17 protein-coding genes and 4 pseudogenes are annotated in these 17,369 nt (G+C 69.6%); 8 read left to right on the top strand and 13 right to left on the bottom strand.

All coding sequences use genetic code 11. The features are described 5' to 3' along the window. The first annotated feature begins 245 nt into the window (after positions 1 to 245). Entirely contained in the window at positions 246 to 1,763 is a 1,518-nt protein-coding gene (locus M2157_RS00920; RefSeq protein WP_280864058.1) for a hypothetical protein, read from the top strand. 312 nt (positions 1,764 to 2,075) lie between these two features. Here the strand turns inward: M2157_RS00920 and M2157_RS00915 are convergent, their stop codons facing one another. The 3 genes from M2157_RS00915 to M2157_RS00905 all read right to left on the bottom strand — a co-directional run bounded on the left by M2157_RS00915 (position 2,076) and on the right by M2157_RS00905 (position 4,821). Next, complete coding sequence (locus tag M2157_RS00915) at positions 2,076 to 2,948, bottom strand: transposase (RefSeq protein ID WP_280864057.1); 873 nt, start codon at positions 2,946 to 2,948, stop codon at positions 2,076 to 2,078. Positions 2,949 to 3,520: 572 nt separating this feature from the next. Further along, entirely contained in the window at positions 3,521 to 3,949 is a 429-nt protein-coding gene (locus M2157_RS00910) for a nucleoside deaminase (RefSeq protein WP_280863670.1), read from the bottom strand. Then, positions 3,946 to 4,821 carry a TIGR03619 family F420-dependent LLM class oxidoreductase gene (locus tag M2157_RS00905; RefSeq protein ID WP_280864056.1) on the bottom strand — a complete coding sequence of 292 codons (876 nt, stop codon included), beginning with the start codon at positions 4,819 to 4,821 and terminating at the stop codon, positions 3,946 to 3,948. Before M2157_RS00905 ends, M2157_RS00910 begins: the two co-directional genes overlap by 4 nt. A gap of 95 nt (positions 4,822 to 4,916) precedes the next feature. Between M2157_RS00905 and M2157_RS00900 the strand changes: the two genes are divergently transcribed. Continuing rightward, positions 4,917 to 5,387 carry an Lrp/AsnC family transcriptional regulator gene (locus M2157_RS00900; RefSeq protein ID WP_280859877.1) on the top strand — a complete coding sequence of 157 codons (471 nt, stop codon included), beginning with the start codon at positions 4,917 to 4,919 and terminating at the stop codon, positions 5,385 to 5,387. Positions 5,388 to 5,444: 57 nt separating this feature from the next. After that, positions 5,445 to 5,901: pseudogene (locus M2157_RS00895) on the top strand (terminal protein); the annotation flags it as partial. 76 nt (positions 5,902 to 5,977) lie between these two features. On the opposite strand, the gene M2157_RS00890 reads toward M2157_RS00895, so the two are convergent. The 3 genes from M2157_RS00890 to M2157_RS00880 form a co-directional block, all read right to left on the bottom strand. Then, positions 5,978 to 6,160, bottom strand: a complete 183-nt coding sequence (locus M2157_RS00890) for a hypothetical protein (protein ID WP_280864055.1) — start codon at positions 6,158 to 6,160, stop codon at positions 5,978 to 5,980. A gap of 54 nt (positions 6,161 to 6,214) precedes the next feature. Then, positions 6,215 to 6,613: a nuclear transport factor 2 family protein gene (locus M2157_RS00885; RefSeq protein ID WP_280864054.1), complete on the bottom strand. Its 399-nt coding sequence runs from the start codon at positions 6,611 to 6,613 to the stop codon at positions 6,215 to 6,217. An 81-nt stretch (positions 6,614 to 6,694) separates the two neighbouring features. Continuing rightward, positions 6,695 to 7,318 (bottom strand): NAD(P)H-binding protein, encoded by a 624-nt coding sequence (locus M2157_RS00880; RefSeq protein ID WP_280864053.1) that lies wholly within the window; start codon positions 7,316 to 7,318, stop codon positions 6,695 to 6,697. Positions 7,319 to 7,423: 105 nt separating this feature from the next. On the opposite strand from M2157_RS00880, the gene M2157_RS00875 reads away from it, so the two are divergent. Then, positions 7,424 to 7,807 carry a helix-turn-helix domain-containing protein gene (locus tag M2157_RS00875; RefSeq protein WP_280859872.1) on the top strand — a complete coding sequence of 128 codons (384 nt, stop codon included), beginning with the start codon at positions 7,424 to 7,426 and terminating at the stop codon, positions 7,805 to 7,807. 18 nt (positions 7,808 to 7,825) lie between these two features. On the opposite strand, the gene M2157_RS00870 is transcribed toward M2157_RS00875, so the two are convergent. From M2157_RS00870 to M2157_RS00860, 3 genes are all read right to left on the bottom strand, one after another. After that, positions 7,826 to 8,110, bottom strand: a complete 285-nt coding sequence (locus M2157_RS00870) for a hypothetical protein (RefSeq protein WP_280864052.1) — start codon at positions 8,108 to 8,110, stop codon at positions 7,826 to 7,828. A gap of 264 nt (positions 8,111 to 8,374) precedes the next feature. Further along, positions 8,375 to 9,214 (bottom strand): NAD(P)H-binding protein, encoded by an 840-nt coding sequence (locus M2157_RS00865; protein ID WP_280864051.1) that lies wholly within the window; start codon positions 9,212 to 9,214, stop codon positions 8,375 to 8,377. Next, positions 9,211 to 9,639, bottom strand: a complete 429-nt coding sequence (locus tag M2157_RS00860) for a nuclear transport factor 2 family protein (RefSeq protein WP_280864050.1) — start codon at positions 9,637 to 9,639, stop codon at positions 9,211 to 9,213. Before M2157_RS00860 ends, M2157_RS00865 begins: the two co-directional genes overlap by 4 nt. A gap of 91 nt (positions 9,640 to 9,730) precedes the next feature. On the opposite strand from M2157_RS00860, the gene M2157_RS00855 reads away from it, so the two are divergent. Then, positions 9,731 to 10,333: a helix-turn-helix domain-containing protein gene (locus tag M2157_RS00855; protein ID WP_280864049.1), complete on the top strand. Its 603-nt coding sequence runs from the start codon at positions 9,731 to 9,733 to the stop codon at positions 10,331 to 10,333. Between the two features lie 28 nt (positions 10,334 to 10,361). Here the strand turns inward: M2157_RS00855 and M2157_RS00850 are convergent, their stop codons facing one another. Further along, on the bottom strand, positions 10,362 to 10,502 hold the full coding sequence (locus tag M2157_RS00850) for a hypothetical protein (RefSeq protein ID WP_280859867.1): 141 nt from the start codon (positions 10,500 to 10,502) through the stop codon (positions 10,362 to 10,364). A 251-nt stretch (positions 10,503 to 10,753) separates the two neighbouring features. On the opposite strand from M2157_RS00850, the gene M2157_RS00845 reads away from it, so the two are divergent. Then, positions 10,754 to 11,485: a DUF4232 domain-containing protein gene (locus M2157_RS00845; RefSeq protein ID WP_280859866.1), complete on the top strand. Its 732-nt coding sequence runs from the start codon at positions 10,754 to 10,756 to the stop codon at positions 11,483 to 11,485. A gap of 42 nt (positions 11,486 to 11,527) precedes the next feature. Here the strand turns inward: M2157_RS00845 and M2157_RS00840 are convergent. Further along, positions 11,528 to 11,839 (bottom strand): annotated as a pseudogene (locus M2157_RS00840) (transposase); the annotation flags it as partial. A gap of 1 nt (position 11,840) precedes the next feature. After that, positions 11,841 to 11,986, bottom strand: a pseudogene (locus M2157_RS00835) (transposase); the annotation flags it as partial. 294 nt (positions 11,987 to 12,280) lie between these two features. Between M2157_RS00835 and M2157_RS00830 the strand changes: the two are divergent. Together M2157_RS00830 and M2157_RS00825 are read left to right on the top strand one after the other, a co-directional pair. Next, positions 12,281 to 12,439, top strand: a pseudogene (locus M2157_RS00830) (dihydrodipicolinate synthase family protein); the annotation flags it as partial. 121 nt (positions 12,440 to 12,560) lie between these two features. Then, positions 12,561 to 15,914: an NACHT domain-containing protein gene (locus tag M2157_RS00825; RefSeq protein WP_280864047.1), complete on the top strand. Its 3,354-nt coding sequence runs from the start codon at positions 12,561 to 12,563 to the stop codon at positions 15,912 to 15,914. A gap of 61 nt (positions 15,915 to 15,975) precedes the next feature. Here M2157_RS00825 and M2157_RS00820 read toward each other — a convergent pair whose 3' ends face one another. Beyond that, positions 15,976 to 17,322, bottom strand: coding sequence for a patatin-like phospholipase family protein (locus tag M2157_RS00820; protein WP_280864046.1), 1,347 nt, complete (start codon positions 17,320 to 17,322; stop codon positions 15,976 to 15,978). Positions 17,323 to 17,369 lie beyond the last annotated feature (47 nt).

Below are 17,369 nucleotides of genomic sequence, written 5' to 3'. Positions count from 1 at the left end.
GTGTTGCCGGTTCGCATGGGTCCGCGTTGGCTGAGGTATTCGGGGGCTCTGACCGCAGTTTGTCGTGCATCCGTCGGCGGGGGCGGATGCGGAGCCTGGCGGTGTGCCGCGTACCGTCAGGGTACGCATGATGAGCAAGGCTTTCGCGACGTGGTCCGAAGCCCTGCGGACGGAGCCGCCGGTCAGCGCCGACGAGGGAGCCATCGGGCGGCCCGGTCCAGGAGGCGAGGTGGCAGGATGACGCGGTGTCCGACTCTCTCCGTGAACTGTGGCTGCGCGGCATCGCCTTCAACGCGGCGGCGCCCGCCGACGTGCTGATACGTCTCCTGGATGAAGCGGCCGGTGAGGCCGGCTTGCTGATGTGCGAGGGCCGGGACCTGCCCGGCGCCGTCATCGACGCGGCCCTGCGCCACCCGGTCGAGCGGATCCGCCGTGCCCTCGCCCGCAACCTGCACGTCGAACCGGCGCGACTCGCTCCCTTGGCATCGGACCCATCGGGACTCGTCCGTGCGTATCTCGCCGGCGGCACCAGGCTCCAGCCCCGGTGGGTCCGGCCCCTGCCGGCCGACATCCTCGTCACCTTCCTGACCGCCCAGGACGGAGGCGAGGACGGCAGGGTCACCGAAAAGGAGATCGCCGGCGAGCTCTGGTCCTCCCGGCAGGTCCCTCTGTCCTTCCCGCGGGACATGGCCGGTCACGACCACCCCGCACTCCGTCTGTACGCCGCCTTCCAGTGGCAGTCGCTCACCGCTGCGCAGCGCCATGCCCTGCTCGACGACCCAGACCCCGCCGTACGGGAAGCAGCCAGGAGGGGCAGCCGGCAGTTGGACCCGGAGGCGGTGGAGGCCGAGCTGCCGCCCATCGGATCACGAAACGCGGTGTTCGTGCTCAGCACCTGTGCCCTGTCACCCGCGGTCGTCGAACAGTGCTTCGCGGCCGACGAGGTAGCCCCGCTGGCCCGGAACCGCCATACCCCGGCCGACGCCCTCGCCCGGCTCGCCCGCCACCCCGATGCAGAGATCCGCGGGCTGGTCGCCACCCGTCCCGACCTGGGACCGGAGGCGGCGCAGCTGAGGCAGGATCCGGACGAGGACGTGCGGATGCGTGCCCGCCTCCAGCCCTCCATCCGTACCTGGGCCGAATTCCAGGAGGTCCAGAAGGTCGTCGATCATGGGCCCGACTGCACCTGCCCGATCACGCAGCCGGCCACCGAGCCGTCGCCGGACTGGTACGCCACCTGCGCTGCGTCCGAGGAACCGATGCTCCGCCGGGTCGCGGCAAGCTGGCCCGGCCTGTCGGCGGAACTCGTCGAGACCCTCGCGCAGGACGACGACGAGGAGGTGAGGATCCGGCTGGCCTGCCACCACCCGCTCGCTCCACCGCACCTCCTCCTGGACGTCTTCGTGACCCGCCCGGCCCACCGTCCGCACCTGCTGACGCTGCCCGCGTTCCCCCGCACCGGCCGGACCCACCTCATCGCCCACCCGGACCCCGAGATGCGCGCCCTGGCCGCAGCCGACCCCACCCTGCCCGAACCTCCGTTGGGAGACCCCGACGATGCAGTACGCCGGGCAGCCGCCGCCAACCCGACCCTGACACCGGAGACCCTGGAAACCCTCCTCACCGACCTCCGCACCGCACAGGGCGCCGCGGCCAACCCGTCCCTCCCCGTCCACCGCATGCACGCACTCCTCGACCAATGCCTGAACGGCGCCGTCACCGCGCCGACGGCGGCCCGACGCCGAGAGACGACACCCACGTAGCGATCACGGGCATGGCGACCTCCGTCGGCCATCGACTGACGCCAACACGCCGGGCGTGTGTTTCCGAATCCGTCGCCTGCACCGTCACTACGAACGCAAGGCCGGCCACTTCCTGGCGTACGCCGGCATTGCCGCCGCCCTGCTCCGCTACCGCAGGATGGTGGCCTGACCGGCGCGGACGGCAGGCTGGCATGATCCATAACGCATTCGGACGATCCTGCCCTGTCGCTGGCCTGTTGCTCAGCCTCGATCCACACCAACGAGGTATTTGATGACCGACTACCTGGCTGCCACCAGGCGAAGTCGGCACGCTCACGTGAGCCGTCGAGCTCGGCCAGGCGTGATAACCGGCGGCAGCAACAACGAGGTGATTTCGGCGAGGCCAGCCTCCCCGGCGTCCTTCGCCCCGGCAGCATGCTCCAGGGCGTCCAGACCCGCATGACCGGCGGGCAGTTCCTCCACGCGCAATTCTGCAGACGCTGACGGCCGGAAGCCATCGGCCGTGACATAGGCGAGTGCGGCAGGCCCAAGAACCTCACCGGTCGGGAGAACTTTCCCGACCGCATCCGCCTTCGCCACCTGGGCGAGCGCGGCATCGAGCCGGTCGATGACTATCTGCAGCGCATCGATGATCTCCAGCCGGTCGGCCACCGCTCGGCGGGCGCTGTCCGGCAGCGGCAACGCATCCAGCCATTGACGGCCTACTCCGTTCCAGCAGCTGGTGCCCCGGTCGCAGCCGTGATCGGCCAGGACAGCGTGGATGCGGTTGCGCAACAGCGTTCGCAGCCGCACGAGTTGGGCACGGTGGCGCGGTACGGCCCGCTGCTCGCGGACATCGGACGGGGCGATCCACGCCTCGGGCAGCAGATCTGTCCGCAACAGGTGAGCCAGGGTGGCCGCGTCGACCTTGTCGTTCTTCAGCCGGGCCGAGGCGATCGCCTTGCACTGCAAGGGGTGGGCCAGGTGCGGCTCGAAGCCGTAGTCCTGAAGCAGCTCGATCAACCAGCCCCAGCCGAATGTGGCCTCGAACGCCACCTGCGTGCCCACCGGCAGGTCCCCGATCACTCCCAGCACTGTCTCGCGCCCGTTGGGGACGTTGCGGTTCACCGCCGTCCGGCCGCCCTCGTCCATTACGGCGATCTGCGACCGGCGGCGGTGCACATCGATTCCGACGTAAGCCTGCATCGCGGGCCTCCTGACCCGGACTCGGCTCCCCCACGGACAAGGGTGCTCCGAACGCACCACGAGGGGAAGCCCCAGCCCTCATAGGCTCAGGCCAGCGCGCTGGCGAACCCTGACGCCAGCGTCGCGGCCATCTGCTGCTCGGGTGCCTGGTGCCGGTGGTGCTTTCAGGCTCGGAGGGCTCGGGGCGTACCGCAGGAGGCTTGCCATGCCCCGAACGATCTGGTCCGGAGCGATCAGCTTCGGTCTCGTGACTTCTCTGAACTAGCAACTGGGCCATCTGAAGCACGTCGGCCTTGGCTTCGACGTGAATATGGTGATGCACCGCCTGCCCCCACCGATTCAGCCAAGGAGGTGGGCTCGCGTCACGGCAATGCGAATGGTTTGGGGACGTCATTCCAAGGTGCCTGTCGGTCACCGTCACATAGGATCGAGCAGCTATTGCACGCAATAAAGAACACTCGGGTAGGTGGCCAGAAAAGCCCAGAAGAATGAAAAAGGGTGTGGCTCCTTTGGAGGGACGAGCGTTCCCAGGTGCGTTCCGCTGGTGGCGGGCTCCGCCCTGAGCCGGGCGGTCAGCGGTAGTAGGGCTCGACCGCAGCCCGTACCTCGTCGAGCAGCGCGGGGCCGTCCTGTGGCACGGGCGGTCGGCTGCTGCCCGGCCTGATGTCCAGGAGCTGTTCGTTGGACAGGGCGAACACCACTCGCCGCAGTCCTGCCCATTGGATGACGGCCTCGCACATCCCGCACGGCTGGCAGCTGGTGTACATGGTGGTGCCTGCCGCCGTCTGCGCGTCGAGTTCTCTTGCGGCCCACCTCGCCAATTTGAGTTCCGGGTGTGCGGTGACGTCGTTGTCGGTGAGGGTGGTGTTGTGCTCCTCGGCCAGGATCGTCCCGTCCGGTCCTGCCAACAGAGATCCAAAGGGCGGGTTGCCGCTCGCGCGTGCCTTGGCCGCGAGAGAGATGGCCTGTCGGAGGAGGGTGTGGTCGTCGGGTGTGGTCATGACTGCTCCCTCGTGGTGCGGGGTGGGATGTTGGGCGGGAGAAGGTGCGCGGCCACGGTGGCGAGGGCTTGCCAGGCCGCCTGCGGGTGACATGTCGTGTGGGGGTCGCCCTGGTAGGTGTCGAGGACGACGGACTCGGCGCCCAGCAGCCGCAGTTGGTCGAGGTCGTCCATGATCTGGTCGATGGTGCCCTCACCGGCGAGCCGTCCCGCTCCGTCGACCGGTTCCTTGGTGAGTCGCAGGGCGATGCGGGGAGCCAGGGCGGGCACGGGCAAGTGTTGCTCGTCCGTGTACGTCTGCAGCCTGCCTGCGGCTTCGCGCAGCCACGGCATGGTGGGGTGCAGCGGATGCCATGCGTCTCCGAGTCGTACGGCCCGGCGCAGCCCCGCGTCGCTGTTGCCGCCGACCCACACCGGGATCCGGCGGTCTCCGTATGAGGCGGTGTCCTTCCAGGCGGCCCGGATGTCCCGCAGGTGGCTGTCGGTCAGCTGTCCGCGCTGTGAGAACGGGATGTCGAGGGCGGTGAACTCCTGCCGCGCCCAGCCCACTCCCACGCCGAGGATCAGCCGGCCGCCGCTCAGCTCATTCAGATTGGCCGCCATTCGGGCGGTGAGCAGCGGGTGCCGGTAGGGAGCGATGAGGACTGTTGTGCCGAGCTGGATACGGGTGGTGAGGCCGGCCAGCCAGGACAAGGTGGTGAAGGGCTCGTAGAAGGGTGCCGGGTAGCGCTCGGCGACATCCTCCGTAATGGCTATGTGGTCCGAGATCATCAGTAGGTCGAAGCCCAGGCCCTCCACGGTCTGGGCCCAGCTTCGCAACACTCCGGGGTCGGTGCCCGGGCCGAAATTGGGGACGTTCACTCCGATCTTCACAGGGCCCAACCCTAGGCAGGGCGTATGGGTCGCCAGAAGGGATTCCCGCCTGTTCAGAGGCGGTTCGGCCGTGGATCCGCCGGTAGAATGGGCGTATGACCGAGAGTCTCGACGTGACGGACTGGGCGATCCTGGCAGAAGTCCAACGGGACGGCCGGATCCCGTTCACCGAGCTGGCGCGGCGGGTGAACCTGAGCGCCTCGGCAACCAAGGAGCGGGTGCGTCGGCTCGAGGAGGCTGGGGTGATCACTGGGTACCGGGCGGAGGTGAACCCGGAGCGGACCGGTTACCCGGTGATGGCGGTGGTCCGGCTCAAGTACCCGGGGCCGGGAACCCGGCACCAGCCGCTGCGCCGGCTGCTGGAAGAGCGCCCGGAGATCCTGGAGTGCCTGCGCACCACCGGAGACGACTGCTACGTCATGAAGGTGGTGGCCACGTCGATGGCCCACCTGGAGGAGATCGTCGACGAGCTGGCCGAGTTCGGGAGCACCACCACCAACCTCGTCCTCAGCCGGACGCTCCCGTTGCGCGGCCCGGGGGTGCCGCGGGCGAACACCGTCAGGTAGCGCTGACGGGGCGCGGAGGCCACTCCATCGCCGGGGCCGGGCCTGAATTCCTCTGCGCGCGCGAAGCATTCCACGAAGGCCCTGGCCGAACTACTTGGCGCGTCTCGACCCGCACGGTGCAGCGCTACCACGCCGGACAGCAGACGAAGCCTCAGAAGCGCCTGCAGGCCACGCTGGTGGAGGAGGCTGAATCTCAGTGGCAACCACAGGTCAGAGCACAAGCACGGGAGCGCGCCGCGACCTCCAGCGGCATGATGGTGGAGGTGACGGCCTACTTCGGATTCACCTGCACAGGTAGCTCGGACGACGGCCGCGAGCGCACATCACCACGCCGATCTCGCCCACCTACGCCGCGCAGATCCTCCAACTTCAGGAGGCCGGTGCGACGGAGGATGATCCGCATCCGATCGTCGCGGAGGCGATCACCGAGTCGTATTTCACGGAGTGGGGCACCCGCACCGACGGCCTCAGAGCGGATTTCACGCACGTACGGTCGATAGATTTTGAGTTCTGACCATGAGGAATTAATGGCCTGCTGTAAACCGTATTTGAGCCGAAGCGCGATAGTTGTCACATAGGCAGGCTTGTTGTCACCGGCCGGACTGCAAGCCCATATGACGGCCTAGCTCCAGCAGCGGTTCGCTATGGGGATGTGAGGGCATCTTCGGGGTGCCGGCCGGCATCGCCTCGTAGGCTTTGCGCAGTCCGCTGTAGCCGGTGCTGGCCGAACCCTGGAAGTACAGGGCCCCGATGGGCTCGTACAGCGCGAGCACGCCGTCGGTGTCCCCGGCCTCGGCGCGCTCGAGCCGCAGCCGGCCCAGATCCTTCTAGGCCTGCGCCGGGTTCTGGGAGAACATGTACTTGTGGATGCGCCACCCGTCCGGGGTGCGACGCAGCACGAACAGCTCGCGGAAGTAGGCCTGGGAGCGAGTGCCGTCGGCCACGGCAATCACCGTGACGGGCTGCTCGGATCGGACGATCGCGATCTCGTCGTAGACCTCGGTCGAGACCACCTTCACGTTGACCTCCATCCCGATGGCGGCGAAGGTGCTGGCGTAGAAGGAGTCAATGGCGTCGCGGCCGCGCAGGCTGGGCAAGTTCTCGGGGATGATCTCGGCCTCGTCGGCGTAGAGCCGCAAGATCGTGTCAGTGTCCTTGATCTGCAGCGCTTGCATGTACGCCTCGACTACGCCGACCGCGTCGGCGGTGCTGTTGTTGTTCGTCATGTGGTGCTCCTCTGATATTTGGTTGGCAACCCACACCACACGTGCCGGTGACGTGCCAACTTTTCCGTTTGTGTGAGCCGGTCAGTACGCGACGTGGACGAGGCGGCGGGTGAGCTCGCCCCGCTGCAACTCGTCGACGAGAGCGACGGCGTAGTCCTCGGTGCTGATGTGGCTGTTGCCCTCGCCGTCGCTGAGCAGTTGGTGATCGCCTGTCCGGTACGCGCCCGTGCGCTCGCCAGGCGTGATCACCGCGGGCGGGGAGAGGTAGGTCCATTCCAGGTCGTCGGCGTTGTCCCGGACCAGCTCGAACAGCGCCACCTGGGCGCGAACCGGCGGCAGGAGGTCCTCGGGGAACCCGGGGGTGTCGACGACCCGTACACCGGGGGAGACCTCCAGGATGCCCGCGCCGCCCACCACCACCAGGCGGCGCACCCCGGCCCTGCGTACGCCGTCCAGTACGCCGCGGCCCACCTCCAGCAGTGACTCGGTGGCCTCGATGCCGGCTCGTGGCGGTGACACCGCCAGGACCGCCGCGTCGTGGCCGGCCGCCAGGCGCGCGACGGTGTCGGCGTCGCTCGCGTCCGCCGCGAGGGTGCCGTCCTTCCCGCTGCGCGTGACACCCGTCACCTCGTGGCCCCGCTTGCCCGCCTCGGCAGCGATCCGGCTGCCGATCATCCCGGTGGCTCCGAACAGCAAGATGCGCATCTCATGACCTCCTGGTAGTCATCGCGTGTGCCGCGCACACGCCTTCACCGGGAAGGTATCAATGGGATACTGGTTACTTCAAAGATACTGAAGTACCCTTTGGATATGGTGAAAGAAGCTGCCGACGACTCCGAGATCTGCTGCCCGTCCCGGCTGGTGCTCGACCGCATCGGTGACAAATGGTCGGTGCTGATCGTGCTGAACCTGGGCGACGGCCCCAAGCGGTTCAGCGAACTGCGGGAGGTGCTTCACCACGTGACGCCCAAGGTCCTCACCTACACACTGCGGGGGATGGAACGCGACGGCCTGCTCACCCGCACGGTCTTCGCCGAGGTCCCGCCCCGCGTGGAGTACGAACTGACCCCGCTGGGCCACTCCCTGCGGCCCGTCATGGAGCCGATCACCACCTGGGCCGAGGAACACGTCGACGAGGTCCTGTCCTTGCGCAAGGCCCACGACACCCGCTCCGCGGACGAGTTCGCGGGCTGATCACCAAGCGGTTGGTTGTCACCGCCGATGCGAACGATTGTCGATCGCCTCGGCCAGGAGCCTGGCGTGGTCTTCGAGCAGCGGCTTGAGGGCGCCGTAGTAGGGCTGGTAGTCCGTTGTGCGGAGCCAGTTCACCCCATTGTTCTGCAGCCGGCCGCGCATCAGGTTCGCGACCCGCGCGCTCATCGGCGTCTCCTTCAGCCGCATGTTGACGTGCGTCGCGGTGCGGTGCAGGTCGTGCAGGGCCCGACGCCGGGGGCTCAGGCTCTGGTACAAGGCCGGCGTGAGCGGCGGTGCGGGCACGAAGGTGCCGCGGATCTTCCGCCACTGCTGCCAGCCCTCCCATCGGGTGCGGTCCGGCGGCGGACCGGCCCGAAGGAACGGGCGTCGGCGTACGGCCGATCACCGGGAACCCTTACACCCCCACACGGGATCCTTACCCGGCAGAGGCCGCGTTTCAGCAGCTCAGCGCATTTCGTCGGTTGGCCCTGGAGCGGGTGGCGCACCCCCGGGGCCGGCACGTCTCCGCCCCGGGGGCGCGGGTGTCCTCCTCGGACGCCCGGCTCCTCAAAGCAATTCCCGCTCGACGAAGGCACGGAAGCTGCGCGGTGGGCGGCCGGTGAGGCGCTCGACGGTGTCGGTGGTGCGGTCCTCCGCTCCCTCGGCGATGGCGAGGTCCATGCCGGCGAGCAACTCGGCGAACTCAGCTGGCATCCCGGCGGCCAGGCGGTCGCGCATCTGCTCGTAGGTCAGCTGCCGATGGGTGACGCTCCGGCCCGTGACCTCGGTGAGGACCGCTGCGATGTCGCCGTAGCTCAACGTCTGCGGCCCGGTGATGACCAGATCGGTGTTGGGGGCCTGAGGGGTGGTCAGGGCGTGCACGGCGACCGCGGCGATGTCGTCGGCGTCCACGAACCCGACACGGCCCTCGCCGGTCGCGGTCAGCAGGGTTCCGTCCTTGCGGATGCTCTGCGCGTGCGGGTGGTCGCCGGTGAAGTTCTGCATGAACCATGAGGGCCGCAGGACCGCCCACGCGTCGAACAGGCCGGGAAGGGCCTGGTGGACCTGCCCTACAGCTGGACCTCCGGAGGGGATCGCCGACGCGCTGAGCAGCACCACGCGGCGCACCCCGGCCGCGCGGCCCCGCCGGAGGAAGGGCAGCATGACGGCGGCCGGCTCCCGGGAACCGAGCGGCGGGATGAGATACAGGCGGTCCACACCGTCGAGGGCTTCGTCGAACGTCGCAGGGTCGTTCCAGTCGAAACGGACGGCCTGAGCGCCGCCCACGTTGGTGGCATGCCGGCCGGCGGCCTTGACAGGGTGCCCAGCCGCCACGAGCCGGGAGACGACCCGGCTGCCGGTGGTGCCGGTGGCTCCGATGATCAGGGTCGTACCGGGGGTGCTCATCGGCTGCTCCGCGTGAAGTCGCTCATGGAGCCCTGGAGCACCAAGAGCGGGTTCCAGTAGTCGCGGTAGCGGGTGATCCTGCCGTCCTCGACGGTCACCACGGCGATGTACGTCATGTCGTAGGGGCTGCCGGTCTCCACGAGCCGGCCCACAGCGCGCATCTCGACCACGATGGTCTGCGCAGCGGTGGTCTGGTGTATCTCCACGTAGGGGAAGTCGTGGAGGTCGATGTGGTCGGGGTAGCCGCGCATGTAGTCGGCGATCGCGGCTTTGCCCTCCAGCCGCTTGGGCCAGCCGTCGGGCGCGAATGGGAACTCGAAGACCCCGTTGTCGTCCCAGAGGTCGATCCAGGCGGCGATGTCCTTGTCGAGCAGCAGTTTCAGGCCGTGGCGGTACAGGTCCGCCGGTGCCGTGTGCGTGGTCATGAGTACTCCGTCCCGTAAGATGCGGACCGTGGGTCCGGTTCGTTGCGACGATACGGACCCGGGGTCCGTTTTGCAATCGGAGGAAAACCGCATGCCCGAACGCAGGCCACGCAAGGACGCAGTGCGCAACCGGGCGGCCGTCCTCGCGGCGGCCGACAGCCTCTTCGCCCGCTGCGAGAGCCCGGAGGCCGTCACCATGGCCGACATCGCGGCAGCGGCCGGCGTCGGCAAAGGGACGCTCTTCCGCGCCTTCGGTGATCGCACCGGCCTGATCCAGGCGCTGTACGCGGAACGACTCGAACCGGTCAGGAACGCCGTCGAAGAGGGGCCGCCGCCCCTGGGCCCCGCCGCCCCGCCGCTGGAGCGCGTACCCGCCCTGCTCGACGCGCTCCTGTGCTTCAAGCTGGACAACCGCCACCTCGCCCTGGCCCTGGAGGAGACCGGCAGCGGCAGCCCTTACCAGGCCGAACACTACGAACGGTGGCACAGCACGCTTCAAGCCGTACTGGAACGGATCCCCGGTCTCACCGACAGCGCCTTCACCGCTCACGCACTGCTGGCCGCCACCCGCGCCGACCTCGTCGAACACCTCGTCGGCCACCAGCACATGCCCCGGGAGCAACTGCGGGCAGACCTCGTGGCCTTCACCGCCAGAATCCTTCAGCCGCCTGCGGCGATGGGAGCAGCGGGCTGAGCACCCAGGACCGTGAGGCATCAGCAACTCACGTGGTGGCTTCCGTCTCGGCATCGGCGAGCAGTCCGAAACTCGGGTAGTACTTGCGCTGGTTGGACCGGATCATCCCGCTGGGTGAGGCGACCCCGGTCAGTTCGCGGGCGCGGGCGGCGAACGCGCGGGAGGACATGACGGGTGGGCCTTCGCTTCGGCACCATGTCTTGTACGCGGCGTGAGCTGCAACCCGCCATATTTGGGCCGGTCCTCTTCAGCAGTGGCTCTCATGGGCGAGGAGCCATGGTCACGCCAGGGCTGCCGGTTCGTGCGAGGGCTGTAACAAACGCGGGACGACGGTCACCCGGCTCCCCCGAGTGGCGAGACTAGCCATGTCGCGTACACATCGACCGCCTCCGGGTCGGTCACGGGGGAAGAGGAAACGGCATGCACTCGAAGACGGCCGGAGCCGGTTCATCGCGTCGGGGACTGCGCGGCGCCGTCCTGGGCGCGACCATGGTCGCGGCTCTGTTGACGGCCACCGCCTGCCAACCCTCCGGGGGTGACGACAAGGCAGCCGCATCGCCGACCGCCGCCGCCTCGGCCGGGGGGAGTGCGTCGGCGAGCACGGAGCCCTCGGGCGGCTCCGGGACCGGCAGCAGCAGCACGAGGGGCGCGGGGACCGGGGACAGCGGCGAGACAGGCGGCGGGAACGGCACCGCGTATGCCGACTGCGAGGTCACCGGGCTCAACACCGCGGTCGAGCTTCAGGACGGTTCCGGGGAGACCCCCCGCCACTTCCTGCTGACCGTCACCAACAGCACCAGGACGCCGTGCGTCCTCAACGACGCGCCGCAGGTGCGGCTCAAGGCCGGCAACGACGCCCCGATCGTCGATACGCTCGGAGAGCCGGACACCGAACCCGTCGTCGTCGAGGGAGGCGGCAAGGCGTACGCAGGCCTGTACGTCTTCGGGAACGACGAGGGCGGCGAGGCGGAGTACGACCAGTCCGACCGTTTCACCGCCACCCTGGTCGCCGGCGAGGGCACCGAACTGAGCGGCACGCTCATCTTCGACCTGCCCGACGGTCTCGACACCGTCTCCGTCGACGACGCGGCGCGGGTGAACGGCTGGGCCGGCACCGAGGGACTGGCGATGCGCCCGATCATCCAGCTCTGAGAAGCGGCCAACGAGAAGGTGCCCGACGCGCTAGCTTGATCTTTAACCTGTTGGACGCGGTCGTGGGGTGGTTGGCGTCTTCGTTCCGTGCCGGGGCGGCCGGCCCTGGGTGTGCGGCAGCCGGGGTGGGGCAGCCCTGCGCAGGACGCGGTCGGATCGCATCCTGGCCAGCACCTGGACCGGCAGGTCTCTGAGGAGGAAGCCGAGGCGGGGTGCGTCGTATCCGGCGTCCGCGACGACAGGGGTGTCCGGGTCGCGCGTCTGCCGCTGCCCGGCCGTGATCAGCCGCTGAAGCAGATCGCGCAGCTGCCGGGCGGTGACGGTGGCGGTGTCGTCGCCGGGGACCAGGCGGAGTGAAGTGCGCCAGCGCCTGACGGTTGCCGTCCTCACCCAACCGGGCCGCCATCGGCTCACCGACTTGCGCCGCCCGTCCAGCAGCAGCCCGCGCCCACACGCCTGCCCCCACCGCCGCTGATCCGCACTGAAGAACCCGTCGAACAACCCCGCCGCGAACGCCTCCGAGTCCTCCCGGACCGATGACGATTGCCGTGGCGAGTTCGACTTCCCGCGCCCGAAGCCGGGCGATCTCCGCCGCGTCCTGAGGTTCCCAGCCAGGGGAGGCGGGTCGGGACGACGACGGCCGCCAGGCGTTCTCGTGCCTCTCCCACGCTTTCAGCAGTTCGACCGACCACGGCATCCGCCGGAAGAGCGTCTGCAGATCGGCACGGACCCGATGGAGTTTGTCCTGAGCGTCGGTCAGGTCCTGGGGGAAGTCGTACGAAGCTGCCATCCGAGCGGATGGGTGGCCGTTCATCGGCGATGGGCGCATTCAAGGCGGCGCTGCATCTGCGGGGGGTCATCGCCTGTCCGGCGACGACGGAGCCTCAGGTGCCGCTGTCGGCGGAGGAGGTGGAGCGGGTGGGAAAGTACCTGGCCGGTGCGGGGTTGCTGTGAGCGGCGGGCCGCCAGGCGCCCCCCGGTTCGCTGGTCCGGGCGGGTGAAAGTCGGTCGGCGGAGGACGAAACCCCTGGCCGGGAGGGAATCTCCGGGAGTTCCGCATGGAACCTCACCTGACGTGAACCTCCGCCGGACGTCCTCCTCCCAACTGGCCCGTCGGGGCTCCGAGCCGGCCCGTACCTGGCGGGTCCGCAAGAGCCGCTGGTACTACCCGGTCCTCGCCCTGACCGTGCTGGGCGCGCTCGCCGAGCTGTTCCTGGTCGGCGTGGCCGCGGCCGAACTGGGCGGGGCGCACTGGGCCCTCGGTGAAGTGGAGAGCCGGTGCCGGAACAACGAGCAGGCCTGCGACGTCCTGTCCGGCGTCCTCACGCCCCTGCTCACCCTGGCCCTGGCCACCTTCACGTACCTGTTCTTCCGCTTCCGGCAGGTGAGCGGGGCGTACCTCAGGAAGGCCCGGGAAGCACCACTGGATCTGGTGGAGACGGCGGGCGGCATCTTCGGGCGGGTGGTCGGCCGGGACCAGTTGTGCGACGTGCTCATGGAGGATCTGAGGGACAGCCGATTCCGTCGCACCCATGTGGTGGTCGGCGGCATCGGTGCGGGCAAGACCGCGCTGCTCGTGCTTCTCACGGAGCGGCTGGCACAGCGCAAGGCGGTGCCCGTCCCGCTGCGGCTGCGCAGCGCGGGGAGCGATCTGGACTTTCGGCAGCTGGCCTACGACCGCTTCAAGCGAGAGGTGCAGGAGCACATCCGATCCGAGGGCGAAGCGGAGAAGGTGTGGCAGCGGCTGTGCCAGCAGGGCCGCATCGTGGTCCTGGCGGACGGCCTCGAGGACGCCCTGACGGAGGACGACCAGGAGGAGGAGCGCGACACGGTCATCCGGCTGGCGATCCGCCGTGCCAACGAGGAGCGCCTGCCGCTCATCATCACCTCGCGCCCGCACGACGCGCTGCGTGGCCTGGACGCCTCACTGACCGATCTGGAACCGCTCAGCGAGGAGGCGGCCCTCGCCTACATCTCCTCCGGCACCGCCTGGGAGGACCGGCAGCGGCTCGACTGGATCGTCGAGAAGGCGGGGATCGCCGAGGCCCCGACCTATCTGCAGGTCGCGAGCGACTTGCACGAGGAGGGCCTGCTGGTACGCGCCCTCACCGGTCGGTTCGAGGAGGGCGTGGAGACACGCGGCGGCGACCGGGCGGCGTTGCGCCTGCACCTGCTCGACACGTGGCTGAGCGCCCTCGTCGCCGGAAGACTGTCCCCGCAACTGCCGCTCGGCCAGGACGAACGCAGGGTGGTGCTGGACTACCTGTCGGCGCTGGCGTGCGCGGCGCTGGCAGACGACGCGGCCGAGATCCGTATCACCGAAGTGGTCGACGAACACGATCCGGCGGGGTCCCGCTTCCCGGAGATCGTCCGGGAGCTGGCCAAGCGTGCCCAGGCAAGCCGGATGGACATCCGCCTGGCCGCACACTGGGGCACCCGTATGGGCCTGGTCGAACTCGAAGGGGACCGCGTGCGGTTCCAGCACAGCGTGATCCAGGCCCATCTGGGTGCCCGGTTCATGAACGCGGTGATCCATCCGCACGTGCCCGAAGAGCCCACGGAGGGCTCGTACTTCCCGGCGGCGCTGGAGAGCCCGGGTCGCGAACTGCTGATCGCACTGGTGCTCTACTCCCGTACGCCGGAGGGCTCCTGCGCGCACCCGGCGTCCCCCGCGGGCGACCGCACCTGGTGCCCGGTGGCCTCGGCGCGGGACCTCCTGCTGCGCGCGGCATGCCGGGCACAGTCAGCCGTCACCGGCCACCAGGGCGTCACCGGCCACGAGGGCGCCAACGGCGCCCAGGACGCCGGGCGCCCCGAGGGGGCGGTCGATCCGCGGCACGTCTTCGGTCGCACCCTGCACACCAAGGCGCTCGAGCTGTACGCCGCCGCCCTCGAGATCGACGGCGTAGCCGCGGACCCGCAGCAGCACCGAATCGCCATGGAACTGACGACGTCGTGGTCGGACCTGCGGGCACGCGACCCGTACACGCTGCGCGTGGCCAAGGCGCTTCTGGTCTCCCGCTTCGGTGAGGCCGTGCGCAGCGTCGCCCGCCGCAACTCCTTTCAGCCCGCGTATCCGGAACTCTTCGAGATCGGGCGCCAGGAGCCGTCGCACGACGTACGGGTCGCCATCGCGCAGGAGATCGGCGCGGGCGGCGACAGCGCCTTCGACGTGCTCGAGCCACGGCTGCGCGGTCCTCAGATCATCCGTGAACAGCCGTTGGGACGCAGACCGGAGTGGCTGGTGGACCTGTGGGACGACAGGCCCGAGTGGCAGCGAAGCCCCGGACCCGATGGACCCGACGGCACGCAGGACGACATCGCGCGGCTGCGCAGGCGAGAGGAGGAGGAACGTGAGGAGGAGGAACACAAGTGGCGGGACAATGTGCTGTGCGCCTGGCTGATCCCCCTGCTCGTGGGCTCCGTCACCACACGCCGCCACCACGACACCCCGTACGAGATCCTGGAGAGCTGGGTGCGGCGGGTCAGGGCCTCCGACGAGAACGACGACGGCTCCGGCCTGGACCTCACCCTGGAGATCGCCCTCGCCCAGGGCTTCAAGTACGCGGCCAACCGCCGTGCCCGCCATCCGCACGCCCGTCCCCAGGCCCGCGAGTACCTCAGCGAACAGGCCTGGGACATGCTCAGACGCTCCCGGTTCTGGTTCACCCGCGTCACGCTGCTGCACGCGCTGACGCTGTGGGAGCTGCCCGACGGCGCGAGTGCGGCCCCGGGCCCCGAGGATCACGGCTTCGACCCGGCGGAACAGGTACGTCAGTGGCTCGCGCTGCCCGACGGCACGCCGCAGCATCCCTTCGTCGAGGCCGCCGCCGAGCTGTGTGTCTGGGCCCTGAGGACCCGTCGGCCCGATCGGTTCCTGTGGATCGACGAGTCCGGTGTGTCCGCGCACGTCGGTTCCCAGACGGCCGGGGACGGGGAGGTGCGCAAGCACCAGCTGTGGATTCCGCCCTCCACCGGCTGGAGCACCCTGCATCCGCGCGCCCAGCAACTCCTCGCCGACGTCATGTTGCTGCTCAACCTCGCCGGCCGCGGCGACTGGCCCAAGGACCGGCTGCGGCGCCTGCACCGCACTGCCCGGCCGGAGCTGCCGCCGTGCCTGACCAAGGACCGCCGCCCTCTCGACCCGGGCCGCTCCCTGGTGCGTACGGCCGCCGCCCACGCCGGCTCCAACTGCCGCGACGACTGTGCCTTCGAGCTGTGTCCCTATCCTCCCTCGGGGCTGGACGGCTACCGCCCAGAGCTGTCCGAGGCCTTCTGCCGGGGCCAGTTGACCCTGCTGTCACGGTCGCGGTGGCGATCCCTCGCGAGACCCGAGGCGCGCTGGCAACGGGGCACGGACCTCGCCGAACTGAGGCTGTTCTGGGAGCGGATGGCAAAGCGGGCGCTGAACAGCCATCGCGGAAGATGACCGGGCCTTCTTGCAACTTACCGGGACTTTCCCTTCCCGGAGGGGCCGTAGGGCGTCGTCGTCAGCGGGTGCCCTGCGCGCCCGTCACCGTTCTGCGCAGTGGGATGTCGGCCAGTTCGGTGACGGTGTCGGCGCGGTCGCGGATGCCGTGCGTGCCGAAGGGGGTCACGGAGGCCAGTGCGTGTGCCGCGTCGCGCAGGCCCAGCTCGAGTGTGACGTCCTTGCCGTCGGCGATCCGGAAGGGCACGGGCCCGGTCCGGGTCCACAGGGCCGGTACCGTCGCGTCGGCCGGTGCGCGGCGGGCCCGGACCTCGTGCCACCGACCCGCCAGGCGCACCCGGGCCGTGTAGGTGAGCGCGCTGCCGTCCGCCTCCGCGCGACCGTCGGCCAGCAGCACCCGGCCGCCCCACGGGTCGTGGTCGATGTGTCCGACCAGCCGGGCTCCGGGTGACGGGGCGTCGTCGTCGGGCAGCGGCAGGTCGACGGCGGCCTCCAGCACGAGGTCGGCGCCGTCGAGTTCGCCGTGCAGGCGCTCCCGGTACCGCATGCCGCGCGGGGGAACCCGCATCGCCGTACATTCGGAGTCCTTCGGCACGCCCTCCGGGCCGGCGCCGTCGAGGTAGTGCCAGGCGTCGCGGTAGCCCATCTCCATCAGGGTGTCGGCGGTGACGTGTCCTGCGAAGAACTCGGGGTCCAGTGGCAGCGGGTACTCCGGTTTGACCACATGCAGCGTGAACGGCCGGGACGCGGTGGCCAGTTCGGCGAACAGCGCCCCGTTCGCGGACATCTCGATCATGTGGACGTACTGTTCGAGCGGTCCGTCGCCCCAGTACGGCGTGTTTCCGATGCACCAGGCCAGCCAGACCTCGTCGGCGCCGCGGCGCAGGGCCTCCCCAACATTGGCGTCCTGGACCCATACGGCGTCGGTCCAGATGTGCTCGTCGCGATGCAGCGGTGGCATGAACAGCGGCAGCGACATGCCCGCGGCCAGCAGTTCCGCGTCGACCTCGGTGTGCGGTACGGCGACGCAGGTCTTGGTGGCGAAGTCGACCAGGTTGAAGGTACCGGGCAGCGGCGAGGAGCGGATGGCGTCCGGGTCGATGCCGAGCGCGGGGAAGACGCGGTGGATCACCCCGTCCGCGTCGCCGAGCGCGGGCAGCGCCCAGGGCCCGCGCAGGTAGTCCGACAGCGGCAGCGGCGAGTTGAAGTCACGAACGCGCAGGTCGGACCAGCGCCGGCTCATTTCCGCCGGGTCCTGGCCGGACAGCAGCATGCCGGTGGTGAGGATCCCGCCGGAGGTGCCGTCGACGTGGTCGAACTCCGTGCCGTACTCGTCGAGTGCCCGGACCACGCCGGTCTGCCAGGCCACCCGCATCCCGCCGCCCGCCAGGACCAACGACCGTTTCATCGGGTCTGTCCTTCGTGGATACCCCGGCCTTTAGGCCGGGGAGGAAG

Source organism: Streptomyces sp. SAI-127 (assembly GCF_029894425.1).
Lineage (GTDB): Bacteria > Actinomycetota > Actinomycetes > Streptomycetales > Streptomycetaceae > Streptomyces.
This window is presented reverse-complemented; position numbering and strand designations above follow the sequence as displayed.

Coding starts and splice junctions, on each gene's coding strand:
- M2157_RS00915 (WP_280864057.1), bottom strand. CDS start 2,948: ATGCAGGCTTACGTCGGAATCGATGTGCACCGCCGCCGGTCGCAGATC.
- M2157_RS00860 (WP_280864050.1), bottom strand. CDS start 9,639: ATGACCACGCACACGGCACCGGCGGACCTGTACCGCCACGGCCTGAAA.
- M2157_RS00855 (WP_280864049.1), top strand. CDS start 9,731: ATGCCCGAACGCAGGCCACGCAAGGACGCAGTGCGCAACCGGGCGGCC.
- M2157_RS00865 (WP_280864051.1), bottom strand. CDS start 9,214: ATGAGCACCCCCGGTACGACCCTGATCATCGGAGCCACCGGCACCACC.
- M2157_RS00845 (WP_280859866.1), top strand. CDS start 10,754: ATGCACTCGAAGACGGCCGGAGCCGGTTCATCGCGTCGGGGACTGCGC.
- M2157_RS00900 (WP_280859877.1), top strand. CDS start 4,917: ATGACCGAGAGTCTCGACGTGACGGACTGGGCGATCCTGGCAGAAGTC.
- M2157_RS00885 (WP_280864054.1), bottom strand. CDS start 6,613: ATGACGAACAACAACAGCACCGCCGACGCGGTCGGCGTAGTCGAGGCG.
- M2157_RS00910 (WP_280863670.1), bottom strand. CDS start 3,949: ATGACCACACCCGACGACCACACCCTCCTCCGACAGGCCATCTCTCTC.
- M2157_RS00820 (WP_280864046.1), bottom strand. CDS start 17,322: ATGAAACGGTCGTTGGTCCTGGCGGGCGGCGGGATGCGGGTGGCCTGG.
- M2157_RS00880 (WP_280864053.1), bottom strand. CDS start 7,318: ATGCGCATCTTGCTGTTCGGAGCCACCGGGATGATCGGCAGCCGGATC.
- M2157_RS00875 (WP_280859872.1), top strand. CDS start 7,424: ATGGTGAAAGAAGCTGCCGACGACTCCGAGATCTGCTGCCCGTCCCGG.
- M2157_RS00850 (WP_280859867.1), bottom strand. CDS start 10,502: ATGTCCTCCCGCGCGTTCGCCGCCCGCGCCCGCGAACTGACCGGGGTC.